The following is a 13,371-nucleotide window of genomic DNA, read 5'->3' as shown; positions in this document are numbered from 1 at the left end:
ATGTAAATGTTAGCAGGTGAGGTCAATGAGGATAACCGGAAGATTACTGAGGACGACTCGGCTCATACTTCAGTCCCTGCTAACATTTACCGTGAATTTATCCATAACGGCCTCAAGGGGATGGGTAAGGGCTTTTAACCTATTCAAGAGTTTTGGAAGCTTTTTCAGGGGTTCTAAAAGGGTTATAGGGGAAAGCTTCGTCGCACTCTTCATATGTGCCCTGGGGGACCTTGTTGCAGGTATATTTCTGGGTAAGATGTCTCCCCTACTGGAGTCATATCCAGGACTCCTTGTACTGATACCCGGCGCCATAGGCATGAGGGGTAACATCTTCGGTGCTCTGGGCTCACGCCTTGGTTCAGGTCTGCATATAGGTACCCTTTCACCGGAACTTCGAAAATCAGATGTCCTTACAGAGAACATTGAGGCGACCATAATACTGACCGTGGTCATGTCAATTTTCCTCGGATTCATGGCCTGGATATTCTGCCATCTCTTCGGATTTCGAAGCATGGGAATAATGGATTTCATTGTTATCTCTGTGGCCGGCGGAATAATATCAGGAGCTGTTCTTCTCCCGGCAACAGTCCTCATATCCCTCAAAAGCTATGAGAACGGCTGGGACCCTGATAACGTCACAACACCCCTCATAGCAGCTTCAGGAGACCTTTTCACCCTCCCATCAATATTCGCGGCACTTGCCATCCTTGAAACTGTAAGGAACGGCATTTTTGAATGGGTACTCTTTTTCCTGTTTATTCTGATGGGTATTATGGGTCTTGCAATGGGAATTAAGGGCAGATATAACCTCAGAAGGATAATAAGACAGAGCGTGCCCGTACTTCTTCTCTGCTCAGCCCTAGGAACCACTGCGGGTATAGTCCTAAACAGTAAACTGTCATTTATACTTGACAACCCTGCAATACTCGCACTGGTGCCGCTGTTTTCAGGTGAAAGTGGAGACCTTGTGAGCATACTCGGAGCAAGGCTTTCCTCCGGGCTACACTCAGGTATAGTCCCTGCAAGCCTCAGACCCCATGGGGAGGCCCTCAGGAACTTTGGAATAATATCCGTGCTTTCACTGATCATATATCCAACAATCGGGCTTCTGGCCCATGTTGTGAGTGTTTCCCTTGGTATAGGGTCCCTTGGACTTGAGAGGATGGTTCTTATAAGTTCACTTGCAGGATACCTTCTGACCCCATTTCTTCTACTGGTGGGCTTTTATCTGAGCTCAGCATCCTACAGACTTGAACTGGACCCTGACAACATAGTTATACCACTTTCGACAAGCATGACAGACCCTGTGGCAAACACGTGTCTTGTAATAGCCATAATAGCAGTTATAGGACTCTGAGTCACCATTAAGGCCTCTGAACATGTAATGAATGCTGGAGGGACTTTTGGTCAGTATGGGGATATGAAGATCTGGAGGGAGCATGGCTGGACCTCAAAGTAATCAGGTTTCAGCGGGTAATCCATTCCAGAGCGTGGAAGCCCGGCAATTATTAATTCCCTTCCACACCCATGTAAATGGATCCATACCACGCCCTGACATGTTAAATTCAGTTTTAAACTTCCCGGCCGGATTTTTATCTCTTCATGGCTTCTGTTGCAGTCTGTGTCAACGATGAATGATCCGCTGCAATCATCTGATATTAGGTAGTAATCAAGTGAGTTATTAACGCGAAAATTCATGCATGTCCAGTTTTCACCATGACCCGAGGGACACAGGCATTCCTCTCGCCTGATAACATAATCAGACAGGAAGTTGCAGTTGATGGTTCTTCTAAATACGTATATTTCATTCCCCTTTAACTTATCCCCAATGATTATTGGGCTTATTCTATCGTTGAGGGGGCGCAGTACAATTCTCACATGAAATCCCCTGAATGTCCTTTCAACCAATTCCGGTTTTGAGCGAAGTTTCATGATTTTTTCATATGATATAACCCCCCTTTTCCCCGGCACGGCAAGTCCAGGATACCTGCAGCTGCCTAGAGGAAGTTTTTCCCAATTTACGGGATCTCCAGGAGTATTTATGAAAACATCCGCTGCTGTGGCACCTTTATACCTTGTGTATGTTTCTCTGAATCTTTCATTCATTCGGGTCTCCTGCACGTCCATCAGTTCTGCAGATATACCCACGATAATAGCCACGATTATGAGGGAAAGCAGAAAATCTGTTGAGAATATCACTGTATAACACCGTACTTTTTTCTGTGGGCCCCGTCAAGGTATATGATGAATCCTGATACGTTGTGGAGTTCCCCGGAGTAGGCTCTCGTGAACAGAACATGGTCAACAGATACTGGGGCCTCGTCAAAATTTCCTGAGGGTATTATGAAGGTTTCAAGACCCAGGTGGGGACAGGAGGTTTTTCCCTCCAGTCTACAGAGGTAGCAGGACCCATCATGACTCTCATGGTAGTATCCATTTAGGAGGCAGGCGTAGAGGACACCGCTGGATCCATGGATGGTGTAGGGTTCATATGGGCACCTTCTTATCAGGAAAGGACCGGAAGCCCCCTCATAGGCTTCCCTGTTCCCTGAAGAAAGGTGGTCCATGAGACTCCTTCCATATTCTATTGATGTTTCATTGTGCTCCAACCTCCCCAGAACCCTGAATGGTAGGGGATCAGGTAGATCCTCAACGGATACCCTTACTGAAATGTTCTCAGTGTGATGAATTTTCCCTGCCCTGATATCAACAGTGGAGTTAACCTCAATACAGAAGGGGTCGTCGGATGCCCCATCAACTGAATTCACTCTGCAGCTTAGATTCATGTTTCTGTGGACAGCGCATAACCTGTCAAGACGCCCCTGGACCCCTGCTCTTATAAGGGCTCTGGCATCCAGCTCTGAGGGAAGTGTACCGTTTATGGCCTCCTGTGCAGTTTCATTTAGGACATCCCTTGTTACCACTGGAATGTTGTCTCTGATATCCCACACTGCCCCTGTCATGGTCTCGGATAGGGACCTATCAGCACTCCTTTCCAGTGATGAATCCTCGATGCTGAGTATCATCATGGCAAGTATCATGGCTGGAACCATGAGAAGAAGGCTGAGACCTGCCATCACATATCCTCTATCATCCATTGTATCACCAGATTAAAATTAAGTATTACAAATATAAAAATATTACTGAAATAATATTAAGTTAATATTAGAACTTCTGGAGTTTCAATGGCCACATAAACCATTAGAAATAGAAAAAAAGCCAGATTGTCCCATGGATCAACTCTGGGGGTAATAAGAATCTTTATTACTCCCATGGGAGCACAAGGAATTTAAATATCCTCTGACCATATGATTTAATTATGATGAATCAAGATAGATAATGAAAACTGATTACATTTATGGAGGTCACATCATGACAGAAACCGTTAGGACATGGCGCCATATACCCCAGCGCTACAATCTTACAGGTTCAAAATGTCTCCAGTGTGGGAATGTTTTTTTCCCAAGCAGAATAATATGCCCCGAATGCAGGCGTAAAGGTAAACTTGAGGACCTAAAATTCAGCGGGAGGGGAAAGATACACAGTTACTCTGTGATAAACACCCCAACCGACGAGTTCAAGGATATAGCCCCCTATGTGGTGGCCATAGTTGAACTGGAGGAGGGTGCGAAGATAACAAGCCAGATTGTTGACTGCGATCCTGATTCAATAGAGATAGGTGACGAGGTCGAAATGGTATTCCGCAAGGTGAGAGAAGAGGGTGAAGATGGAGTGATATCATATGGATTCAAATTCAAGCCAAAAACCTAAAATAGGTGTTCTTCTTGTGGGGCATGGAAGCCGCCTCCCATACGGTGAGGAGGTCATAAACGGTATAGCGGATATCTACAGGAAGGAGGCTGACCATCCTGTTGCAGTGGGATTCATGAACATATCCAAGCCTTCAATACCAGAGGCCATAAATGAACTCGCAGCGATGGGCGTTGAAAAGATCATTGTTACACCGGTATTTCTGGCCCATGGAGTCCACACCAAACACGACATACCACACATTCTGGGTCTTGATAATGGTACCGAACATCATCATCACCATGAACATGAACATGAGCACGAAGAATTTGAATTTGACGGTGAGATAATCTACACCGAGCCCCTAGGGGCAGATCCGCGAATTGCTGAGATAATCCGGGACAGGGTCAAATCAGCAATTTAAGGATGACCTCTAATTTATTTTTGATAAAAATGCCCCCTGATAGAATATCATCACTTGGCGAGAAGAAACTCATCTCAAGGATAATATCAACTTCAGCCTCATTTTTCAAACCATCAGAGCTTCTTGGTCTTGGAGATGATGCTGCACTTCTTGAAATGGGCAAGGAGTACCTTGCACTGACCTCAGACCTTCTAATTGAAAGCAGGCACTTTCCTCCTACAATGAGTTATCAAGATATGGGATGGAAGACGGTTACAGTGAACATGAGCGACCTGGCTGCGATGGGTGCTTCACCGGAGGGTTTCATACTCTCCATGGCTCTCCCTGACCTTGAGCTTGAATCCTTCGATTCCCTCATAAGCGGCGTCCTGGAGGCCTGCAGTTATTACGGCGCACCCCTCATTGGGGGAGATACCAATGAGGGGGATGAGATAATAATGGGGGGTACAGCCATTGGAAGGGTCAGAAAGGACCTTGTGATGATGAAGTCCGGTGCCAGGCCAGGTGACCTCATTGCAGTTACGGGGCTCCTTGGGCTTGGAGCTGCAGGCACAGAACTTCTTCTATCAGGAGCAGATACTGATGGATTTGAGGTCGCGGTTGAAAAATCCCTGAAACCCATTGCAAGGGTTGAAGAGGCATCCAGAATGGCGGAATCTGGGCTTGTGTCTTCGGCCACGGACATAACAGATGGCCTCATAAGTGAACTTGGTGAGCTTATGGCTGCCAGCGGTGTGGGAATGAGGATCCACGAGGTGAAGTTACCTGTACCTTCCCAGGTATCAGAGGCAGCATCCCTTGTTGGAGTGGATCCACTGGAACTTGCCCTGTATTATGGGGAGGATTTTGAACTTGTTTTCACTGCACCACCTGATGCAATGGATGAACTCTCCAGAATAATGGAAGTGCATATCATAGGTGAGGTCATAGAGTCACCATCCATTGAAATGGTTGATAAACATGGAGATACATATAAACTTCATGTGAGGGGCTATGAACATCTGCGCCCCTGAATTACAGGGGGGATACCATGAGGAAGGAATCCATACTCTATGAGAAGGCCGATGATAGGTTAAGGTGCCTGGTGTGCAGTAGAAAGTGCTTGATACCTGAAGGGGGAAGGGGGTACTGTCTTACACGTGAAAATAGCAACGACAAAATCTATTCTCTCACCTATGGGGAGGTATCCTCAGAGGCGGTTGACCCGATAGAGAAAAAGCCACTATTCCACTTTCACCCTGGCAGCCTTGTCTACTCCCTTGGCAGTGTTGGATGTAACTTCAGGTGCAGGTACTGCCAGAACTGGAGCATATCACAGGCACGCATAGATGGCTTCCCCACAAAGTACATCCCACCGGAGGAGGCGGTTGAAAATGCCCTCAGAAGTAACTGCACCTCCATAGCCTGGACCTACAATGAGCCCACCATGTGGCTTGAATACACAGTGGACTCTGCAGAACGTGCAAGGGCAGAGGGCCTCAAAACGGTTTATGTTACAAATGGCTACATGAGTGAGGAGGCCCTTAACATTATAGGACCCCTACTGGACGCTGCGAACGTTGACCTCAAGGGAATGTCTGAGAGATTCTATCGTGAGTTATGCGATGCAAGACTGGAACCTGTCCTCGAGAACATCATAAGGATGCATGAAATGGGTATCCATATAGAGGTCACCAACCTACTCATACCCGGTTACAATGACTCTGATGATGATATAGTGGCCCTTGCGAATTTCATGGTATCTGAGGTCGGCGTCGAGGTTCCACTCCACTTCACAAGGTTCTTTCCACATTACAGGATGCAGGATGTGCCCCCAACAGGGGTGGAGAGACTGATGAGGGCCAGGGAGCTTGCCCTTGAGGCTGGTATGAAGTACGTGTACGTGGGGAACCTTCCAGGGACCGATGCTGAGAACACCTACTGTCCGGTTTGTGGAGAGCTACTTATAAAAAGGGATGGCTACCTCACAAGAACAGTGGGTATCAGTGATGGTAAGTGCAGAGCCTGCAGAGCCGCTGTTGACGTTGTAACAGATTAGTTAACATGATTCTGGGCCTCAAGGTCGGGAGATTCTTGGGGGAATGGAGGTGATTCTGTTCTGTAAATGTGATTTGGATCCCTGAGATTCCTGTGGCCAGAAAAGTAGGAAAATGGGCCATTATTCAAAATAAATTCTTATGGAGCCCTTTCACTCCGATCGGCTGACTCTCTGGAATTTTTCTGCGCCAGCTAGGGGCACCGTTGCATCAACACCGACCTTGGTTGTCGTGCCATCGGGAAGTGCTGCAGGGTCCAGGGATGAGCCCCTAGCCCCAGGGACTATCAATATGTCATCATCGCCCTTCACCCTTGTTGCCACGGCATATTCGATTTCCTCAGGGTCAAAAACGTCTATGTCGTCGTCCACAACCACCACATGTTTGAGGGATGGATGGGCTGCAAGGGCCGCCATTATAACATTTTTACCGTCCCCCTGACTCTGCTTTTTAATTGAGATGGCCGCATGGAGCCAGCAGCACCCCCCCTCAGTTAGAACAACATTCCTGACCGTGGGCACCGTATTTTTAACTGCCCTGTATATCCTTGGCTCCTGGGGCAGCCCCTGAAGTAACCTGTGTTCAAATCCTGCCGGCAGAATCGCATGGTACATTGCATCTTCCTTTATATGCATCCTCTCAAGGGATATGACAGGTTCCTCCCTTACAACGTCATAGGTATCTGTGAGGTCAACAAAGGGGCCCTCACTTTCCCTTTCACCGCAGAGTATCCGACCTTCCAGTATTATCTCTGCAGGGGGGACCTCCAGGTCAACTCCACTGCACCTTACAAGTTCCAGTTTTCCGTCGTGGAAGGTGTTTGCAACCTCCATTTCATCTGCGTCTATTGGTATGGATGTGGTTGTCGCAAGGAGGGTGGCGGGGTCCATACCTATGGCCACTGCTATCTCAAGGTCCTCACCCATCTCCTCGGCCCGCTGGTGGTATGTGTAAAGGTGCCTTGGAACTATGCGGACCGCCATCCTGTCATTGGATATGACCATCATCCTGTGGATGGAGGCGTTCCTGACGCCGGTTTCAGGGTCCTTGGCAAATATGACCCCTGCCGTTATGTAGGGGCCTCCATCCCTCTGGTAGTGGGTTAGAACCGGTAACCTTGAGAGGTCGGCATCCTCTGAAGTGTAACCCTCAAGGCCCCTAAAGTTTCTGATGGGGGTCGGGTTTTCCATTGCATGGACAATGCACTGGGTTATTTCATTGACCTGGCAGTTCAGGGAGAGGGCAATCTTTTTCCTGGTATTGCAGAGGCCGGATATGACCGGCATATCTGATTCCCGTACATTCTTCAGTATCACAACATCCCTGGGATGCCTCCTCAGTATACCTGCAGCCTCAAATCGTGTCGAAACCTCATCCTCAATTATCACAGGTTCTTCTTTGAGCCTATCAAGGAATTCTCTCATTGAATCACCATCAGAACTTGACTGAACGGCTTTTTATCCTCTTTATTCTGGACTCGATTTTATCGTCATATATTCCAAGCATTTCAGCCGCAAGTATTGCGGCGTTACCACCGTTACCGATTCCAACGGTTCCAACGGGGACACCCGGTGGCATGTTAATCATGGAAAGGAGTGAATCCCAGCCGTTCATTTTGAGGGGGCATGGAACACCAATCACAGGCCTGTCAGTGAGGGCGACCACGGCACCTGTAACATGGGCGGAGAGTCCGCTTATCGCTATGAAGAGCTTAACATTCTCCATCCGCTCAAGGTACCTCTCGAACCTATCAGGGTACCTTATGGGTGATATGACGTTGAGGTCATAGCTTATACCCATCCGCTCAAGGAACATTGTTGTCTTCTTGGCGATTTTCATGTCCGAGTAGCTACCCGGGATCACAGATACCATGGGGGCTTCTTCTTCACCAGATTTTTCCTTATCCTGCACCTCTGGCAGTTCAACATCGAGGGGGGTGTAGTATGACCCCTCTATGCTGTTTAGGACCTGGCACTCATCCCGGCGGACTTTCTCATAGAAACCCCTTCTGAGTTCAGAGACTCGTTCCCTCACCTCGGGGTCACCTATCCCTATTATTTGGGCAGCCAGTATCGCGGCGTTTTCTCCCCTGTCAACACCAACCGTTGCAACCGGTGCAGGAAAGGGCATCTGTGAGCATGCAAAAAGGGCGTCAAGTCCTCCAAGTTTAACATCAACCGGGACACCTATCACCGGGCGGTGTGTGTTAGCAGATATCATGCCGGGAAGGTGGGCAGAGAGTCCCGCTATACCTATGAAGACCTCAACACCCTCCTTTATGGACTCAGCGACTATAATCTTTACCTTTTCATGGGTCCTGTGGGCTGAGGCAACCCTGAGGTCATAGGGTATCCTGAGTTCTTCAAAGATCTCCATGGCCTTTTCAGCTATTCTGAAATCTGATGCACTTCCAAGGAGTATCATAACTCTGGGCTTCATTTAGAGATTCACCTTTACATTTATGGATAGATATTTATTTCAATTCATATTTAATAGAATCTCCCGAAGCGTCTTAATAGCTTAATATTTAAGCGTTTTCAACCAATAGAACTTCATAAGTAGGAGAAGGTGTAGGGATGTCATGGCTTATTCTGATCCTGGTCTTCCTTTTGTGTGCCCTAAAGACATTGAAGGAAGATGAACAGACAGTTTCAGTGGTTATACCAGCTTTCAATGAGGAAAAGACCGTTGCACGGGTTGTTGAGGCAGCTAATGGTTCTAAAATGGTGAGTGAGGTCATAGTGGTGGATGATGGGTCTACGGACAACACTGCCAGGGTGGCGGAGGCTGCAGGTGCAAGGGTCATAAGACATGCCAGTAACCGCGGAAAGGGCGCTGCCCTGAGGACGGGATTCAAGCATTCCAGTGGGGACATAGTGGTTTTTGTTGATGCTGACCTTGAGAATATGACAACAGAGAAAATTGAGAGGATGATAAGACCCATCCTCAGGGGTAGGGCGGATCTCACAAAAACACGCTTCAGGAGAAAGGCAGGGAGGGTTACTGAGCTAACTGCAAAACCACTCCTGAATTTCTTCTTCCCTGAGATAAAATTTGAGCAGCCACTAAGCGGACAGTTCGCGGCAAGGAGATCTGCCCTTGAGAAGATGAAATTCGAGGAGGATTATGGGGTCGATGTTGGTATAGTACTTGATGCGGATGTCCTTGGCCTCACAGTTAAGGAGGTGGATATAGGGACAATACACCATGACATGGCAAGCCTCAAGGACCTCAACCTGGTGGCCAATGAGGTTGTAAGGACCATAGTTGACAGGGCACTTGAGTACGGCAGAATAACCATGATGGACACCATGGGAAAGTCCATAAGAATGTGTATACTGGGTCTTTCACTTACAACACTTGGCATATTCAGTATATTCTTTATAAGGGCAATACCAGCAACAGCCGGGATCATTATAGCGGTTTTAGGATCCATAGTTGCTCTTTATTACTTTATAAGCTTAATAAGAAGATCTATATATGTTTTCAGGCGCTCGCAGGGCAAGCTTCAGACAGCCAGATCATTCATATACATGCACTTTCCCATTCTGGTCTCTGGCCTTATCCTTCTTGCAATGATCTCAACATTGCTGGGTGCAGTCAAGGTGGACGATGGTAAAATATCAATTGAACCAACATCAGGTAACCTGATAATATGGAAGAAGAGCAATGAAAACAGGACATTTGATGTTAGGGGACCATACAGGGTTGACAGCGCACTTGAAAATGAGAATAACTCTATAAGAATTCCTGAAGAGGCTATAAATACCCTTGGGCTCAATTATGGTGACACAGTGTTGCTGAATGGTGAGGCCTACACCCTCAACAGGACCCGTGACGGCGAGGGTAACATAATGAGGATCCCAACCAGTGCGAGGGGGGTTCTCGGGCTTAATGTGGGGGATGTGATCCAGGATGGAAATCTTCGAAAGATATTCAGCAACGTCTATGCAATTAGGAACATATCCAGCTCAAACATGACGGTATATAACGGTATCATAATTCAGTACGATGAGTCCCAGGCGTCGGAGGTCATGGTTTACGTTGACAATCGGCTGGTTGCAGAGGCCAGTGGGATCATGAAGAATGGTTCATACACTGTATCCGTTAATGGAGAGGTTATAAGAAATATAAGGTTCAGGGGAGAGGACTCCAGCTACAGAATTTATCATGGAAGCCATATAATAAAAATTGATATCAGAAGAGGGGGGTCATCTGACATGAGGTTTGCATCTGCATCTGAGGGGAAATTCCTTAACATATGGTTCTCAGGTCAGTAGTATACTCTTGCAGCTTCTTCTGGATCATCATAGAGGCCGATGGCTGCAAGGGCCCCTATCTTGCCCTGAGCCCCTGTTACCTCGATGAGATCTATTCCAAGGGACTCTGCGACTTCCTCTGCATCTTCGACTTCCATGAAACTCTTTTTGGCCATCATTGAATACTCTTTAAGCTCTTTTGGAACCTTTATTCCCCTGAAAACTGCAAGTGAAGTTTTATCTGAAAGGGTGTTCTCTTCAAGAAAACCTGTAGCAAGATGGACCAGTTCATTACTTTTACCGGGCTGCACCGCGAAGGAAAGGGCAACCGATACACAGTTCTGTGTCTTGCGGGGGTTGTGTGGGTATAGCTGAACTGTCACATGGTCAATGTACTCAAATCCTCTTCTGGAGATCTCCATACCCATATTGTTGGCAAGGGTCCAGGTCGCGCCGCTTTCAGGGGTGTCTGTGTCATCTATGCCCAGGACAACCTTCTCGAGGCGGGGTGTTATCACCGCGGCTCTACCGGGCTTTGAGCCCCCTCCCACCTCATAGAGTTCAATTCTCTTCACACCCTCTGCCATGCCCCGGCACATTGCAGCACCAACACCGGCACCTGCAAGGCCAGCATGCACAACGCGGACCTCGTCACCCTCAACAGACACCTCCTCTATCCCAGCGGCGTTGAGACTCGCCCTGAGTTCTATTGGAGCCTTGCCGGTGTGTGCAAGGTAGGTGTGCCTGTTACCATCCCTCCGGGCCCTCTCTATCAGCTTGCTTGACCTGCTGTACTGGTATATCATCCACTCTGACCCTGAGATGCAGGGGTGGTATTCCAGGATCTCAACGAGATCCCCGTCCACCATGGTGAGGACCTTGGTGTAGGGTGATATCCAGGGGTCCCTGAACCTTTCCTTCAGCTCTGATGGTCTGAGTATCTCCATGGGGGTTCTCCAGAAATATCAAATTTCGTTGAGTCTTCTGTACATTTTAACGGCTGCCTCAACGGCCCTCTTTGCATAGTCAACACGCTGGTGGGCTTCCAGCCTCGTCATACCGGGGCCGGATATTCCAAGGGCCACGGGCTTATCGTATTCCAGTGATAGGTCCGCTATCTTACGTGAGGCGTGCTGGACCACTATCTGGTCATGGTCCGTTGCCCCCTCAATAACAGCCCCCAGCGTGATAACTGCGTCGATTTCATCATCAAGGAGAAGCTTCTTAACCGCGAGAGGCATATCGAATACCCCTGGAACAGCTATAACCTTTGTTATTTCAGATTCAAGAAATTTAGCATGTTCTTTTGCAAGTTCAAGCATCATATGTGTTATGTCATAGTTGAATTCGGCTACCACAGCCCCTATCCTGACATTTACCATTCAATACCTCCTTTTAGAGCACAAGTGCGCCTGCAATGGTGCTTAATACCATTATTATTACTATGAGCAGTGCTATTATCTGTGCCTTATTCATCCCATCACCCCATCCTTGCTATTTCCCTCAGGGTTTCTGCAAGGACCTCAATGTCATCCTCTGTATTATAGTAGTGTATGGATGCCCTCACGGTGCCACCGGATTCATGAACTCCCAGGTGCCTCATGGCTGGTATTGCGCAGTGGTGGCCGCTTCTAACACAGACACCGGCGGTTTCATCCAGTAGCTTTGCAACGTCATGGGGGTCCATATTATCTATGTTGAAGGAAAGAATACCATAAATATTTTGGGGGTCACCATAGCACCTGATTTTGTCAATGGATGAAACCTCACTGTAGAGTTTTTCTGTCATTTTCAGGCCATGATTTCTGATTTTATGGATTCCTATCCTGTTTATGTAGTCTATGGATGCCCCCAGGCCTATGAAACCTGCTATGTTGAGGGTTCCTGCCTCGAACCTTGAGGGAAACTCTTCCAGGACGTAGTCATCCTCTGAGACATCAATGACGGTACCCCCACCCAGCATGAATGGTTCAAGTTCATCCTGGCATTCCCCCCTGCAGTAGAGGAACCCCGTCCCCACCGGACCCAGGGTCCCCTTGTGTCCAGGGAAGGCTGCAAAGTCTGCCCCCAACTCCCTAACATCGACCTTCATATGTCCAATGGACTGGGCCCCGTCAATCATGTAGAGGGCACCGTTTTCATGGGCGATCCTCCCCACCTCCTTCACATCCTGCACCGTACCAAGGGCATTGGATATGTGGGTTATGGTTACAAGGCGCGTGGTCTCATCGACAGCCCCCTCAACCATTGCAGGGTCCACAATGCCATTTTCATCTGCCCTCACTATCCTTACATCAACACCCCTTTCACGGAGCCTGAGCCAGGGGAGGAAGTTGGAGTGGTGCTCGATGTTGGGTACAACCACCGAGTCCCCCTTCCTGAATTTGAGGCCGCCTGCCACAATGTTTATGGCCTCGGACGTGTTCTTTGTGAATACTATTTCGTCTTCAGAGGCATTTATGAATCCTGAAACCTTTCTACGGGCTTCCTGAAGTTTCATGGTTGCTTCAACTGCAAGTGAATACGCCCCTCGTCCTGTATTGGCGTTGTATCTTTCAAAGTACTCTGTCATTGCCCTCACAATGGGGAGGGGGGTTGGGGTTGTGCTTGCAGCATCAAGGTAAGCCTTCTCCCTGAGGAGTGGTATGTCGGCCCTCACGTCCTCTGTACGCACAGGATCACCCCTCAATTCTCTTTGCTATCTCAGCAGCCATTTCCATTGTACCGAGGCTTCCCCCAAGGTCCGGTGTAACCAGACCCTTTTCAAGGGTTTTTTCCAGTGCTTCCTGTATTTTCTGTGCTTCCTGTGTTTTGTTGAGGTGTTTTAGCATGAGTGTTGTTGTGAGTATCATGGCTGTGGGGTTTGCTATGTTTTTTCCGGCTATCTGGGGTGCTGATCCGT

At 48.0% G+C, this 13,371-nt stretch carries 14 protein-coding genes; 6 read left to right on the top strand and 8 right to left on the bottom strand.

The annotated features are described in order from the left end of the window. Positions 1-25: 25 nt before the first annotated feature. On the top strand, positions 26-1,357 hold the full coding sequence (locus tag QFX30_RS01865; RefSeq protein WP_300487454.1) for a magnesium transporter: 1,332 nt from the start codon (positions 26-28) through the stop codon (positions 1,355-1,357). A gap of 50 nt (positions 1,358-1,407) precedes the next feature. Here QFX30_RS01865 and QFX30_RS01860 read toward each other — a convergent pair whose 3' ends face one another. Continuing rightward, on the bottom strand, positions 1,408-2,199 hold the full coding sequence (locus QFX30_RS01860) for a hypothetical protein (protein ID WP_300487451.1): 792 nt from the start codon (positions 2,197-2,199) through the stop codon (positions 1,408-1,410). After that, on the bottom strand, positions 2,196-3,098 hold the full coding sequence (locus QFX30_RS01855; RefSeq protein ID WP_300487448.1) for a hypothetical protein: 903 nt from the start codon (positions 3,096-3,098) through the stop codon (positions 2,196-2,198). Before QFX30_RS01855 ends, QFX30_RS01860 begins: the two co-directional genes overlap by 4 nt. 274 nt (positions 3,099-3,372) lie before the next feature. Between QFX30_RS01855 and QFX30_RS01850 the strand changes: the two genes are divergently transcribed. The 4 genes from QFX30_RS01850 to amrS are packed head-to-tail and all read left to right on the top strand — an operon-like array spanning position 3,373 to position 6,212. Further along, positions 3,373-3,771, top strand: coding sequence for a Zn-ribbon domain-containing OB-fold protein (locus QFX30_RS01850; RefSeq protein WP_300487445.1), 399 nt, complete (start codon positions 3,373-3,375; stop codon positions 3,769-3,771). Then, a complete protein-coding gene (gene cfbA, locus QFX30_RS01845) occupies positions 3,743-4,174 on the top strand; it encodes a sirohydrochlorin nickelochelatase (RefSeq protein WP_300487442.1) in 432 nt (143 codons plus the stop codon). The genes QFX30_RS01850 and cfbA overlap by 29 nt, the downstream gene beginning before the upstream one ends. A 29-nt stretch (positions 4,175-4,203) precedes the next feature. Then, the gene (gene thiL, locus QFX30_RS01840) at positions 4,204-5,187 is read left to right on the top strand and encodes a thiamine-phosphate kinase (protein ID WP_300487439.1); all 984 of its coding nucleotides are present in this window, start codon (positions 4,204-4,206) and stop codon (positions 5,185-5,187) included. Between the two features lie 17 nt (positions 5,188-5,204). Continuing rightward, positions 5,205-6,212: an AmmeMemoRadiSam system radical SAM enzyme gene (gene amrS / locus QFX30_RS01835; protein ID WP_300487436.1), complete on the top strand. Its 1,008-nt coding sequence runs from the start codon at positions 5,205-5,207 to the stop codon at positions 6,210-6,212. 150 nt (positions 6,213-6,362) lie between these two features. Here amrS and QFX30_RS01830 read toward each other — a convergent pair whose 3' ends face one another. Further along, positions 6,363-7,634 (bottom strand): UbiD family decarboxylase, encoded by a 1,272-nt coding sequence (locus QFX30_RS01830; protein WP_300487434.1) that lies wholly within the window; start codon positions 7,632-7,634, stop codon positions 6,363-6,365. A gap of 10 nt (positions 7,635-7,644) precedes the next feature. Continuing rightward, a complete protein-coding gene (purE, locus tag QFX30_RS01825) occupies positions 7,645-8,649 on the bottom strand; it encodes a 5-(carboxyamino)imidazole ribonucleotide mutase (protein WP_300487431.1) in 1,005 nt (334 codons plus the stop codon). 137 nt (positions 8,650-8,786) lie between these two features. On the opposite strand from purE, the gene QFX30_RS01820 reads away from it, so the two are divergent. Beyond that, positions 8,787-10,490: a glycosyltransferase gene (locus tag QFX30_RS01820; RefSeq protein WP_300487428.1), complete on the top strand. Its 1,704-nt coding sequence runs from the start codon at positions 8,787-8,789 to the stop codon at positions 10,488-10,490. Here QFX30_RS01820 and mmp11 read toward each other — a convergent pair. The 4 genes from mmp11 to QFX30_RS01800 form a co-directional block, all read right to left on the bottom strand. Then, positions 10,484-11,416 (bottom strand): methanogenesis marker protein 11, encoded by a 933-nt coding sequence (gene mmp11 / locus QFX30_RS01815; RefSeq protein ID WP_300487425.1) that lies wholly within the window; start codon positions 11,414-11,416, stop codon positions 10,484-10,486. The two genes, QFX30_RS01820 and mmp11, sit on opposite strands and share 7 nt — an antisense overlap. 18 nt (positions 11,417-11,434) lie before the next feature. After that, complete coding sequence (gene ribH, locus QFX30_RS01810; protein ID WP_300487422.1) at positions 11,435-11,851, bottom strand: 6,7-dimethyl-8-ribityllumazine synthase; 417 nt, start codon at positions 11,849-11,851, stop codon at positions 11,435-11,437. A 98-nt stretch (positions 11,852-11,949) separates the two neighbouring features. Next, positions 11,950-13,143 carry a cysteine desulfurase gene (locus QFX30_RS01805; RefSeq protein ID WP_300487420.1) on the bottom strand — a complete coding sequence of 398 codons (1,194 nt, stop codon included), beginning with the start codon at positions 13,141-13,143 and terminating at the stop codon, positions 11,950-11,952. 4 nt (positions 13,144-13,147) lie between these two features. Then, positions 13,148-13,371: isocitrate/isopropylmalate family dehydrogenase (locus QFX30_RS01800; protein ID WP_300487417.1), on the bottom strand; the 224-nt coding region annotated here is incomplete at its 5' end.

Origin of the sequence: Methanothermobacter sp., from assembly GCF_030055435.1 — an archaeon.
Classification (GTDB): Archaea; Methanobacteriota; Methanobacteria; order Methanobacteriales; family Methanothermobacteraceae; genus Methanothermobacter.
This window is presented reverse-complemented; position numbering and strand designations above follow the sequence as displayed.

Bases quoted from the DNA above. Each gene is read 5' to 3' on its own strand.
- mmp11 (WP_300487425.1), bottom strand. From the start codon at position 11,416: ATGGAGATACTCAGACCATCAGAGCTGAAGGAAAGGTTCAGGGACCCC.
- QFX30_RS01850 (WP_300487445.1), top strand. From the start codon at position 3,373: ATGACAGAAACCGTTAGGACATGGCGCCATATACCCCAGCGCTACAAT.
- QFX30_RS01820 (WP_300487428.1), top strand. From the start codon at position 8,787: ATGTCATGGCTTATTCTGATCCTGGTCTTCCTTTTGTGTGCCCTAAAG.
- amrS (WP_300487436.1), top strand. From the start codon at position 5,205: ATGAGGAAGGAATCCATACTCTATGAGAAGGCCGATGATAGGTTAAGG.
- QFX30_RS01855 (WP_300487448.1), bottom strand. From the start codon at position 3,098: ATGGATGATAGAGGATATGTGATGGCAGGTCTCAGCCTTCTTCTCATG.
- purE (WP_300487431.1), bottom strand. From the start codon at position 8,649: ATGAAGCCCAGAGTTATGATACTCCTTGGAAGTGCATCAGATTTCAGA.
- QFX30_RS01865 (WP_300487454.1), top strand. From the start codon at position 26: ATGAGGATAACCGGAAGATTACTGAGGACGACTCGGCTCATACTTCAG.
- ribH (WP_300487422.1), bottom strand. From the start codon at position 11,851: ATGGTAAATGTCAGGATAGGGGCTGTGGTAGCCGAATTCAACTATGAC.
- QFX30_RS01830 (WP_300487434.1), bottom strand. From the start codon at position 7,634: ATGAGAGAATTCCTTGATAGGCTCAAAGAAGAACCTGTGATAATTGAG.
- thiL (WP_300487439.1), top strand. From the start codon at position 4,204: ATGCCCCCTGATAGAATATCATCACTTGGCGAGAAGAAACTCATCTCA.
- cfbA (WP_300487442.1), top strand. From the start codon at position 3,743: ATGGATTCAAATTCAAGCCAAAAACCTAAAATAGGTGTTCTTCTTGTG.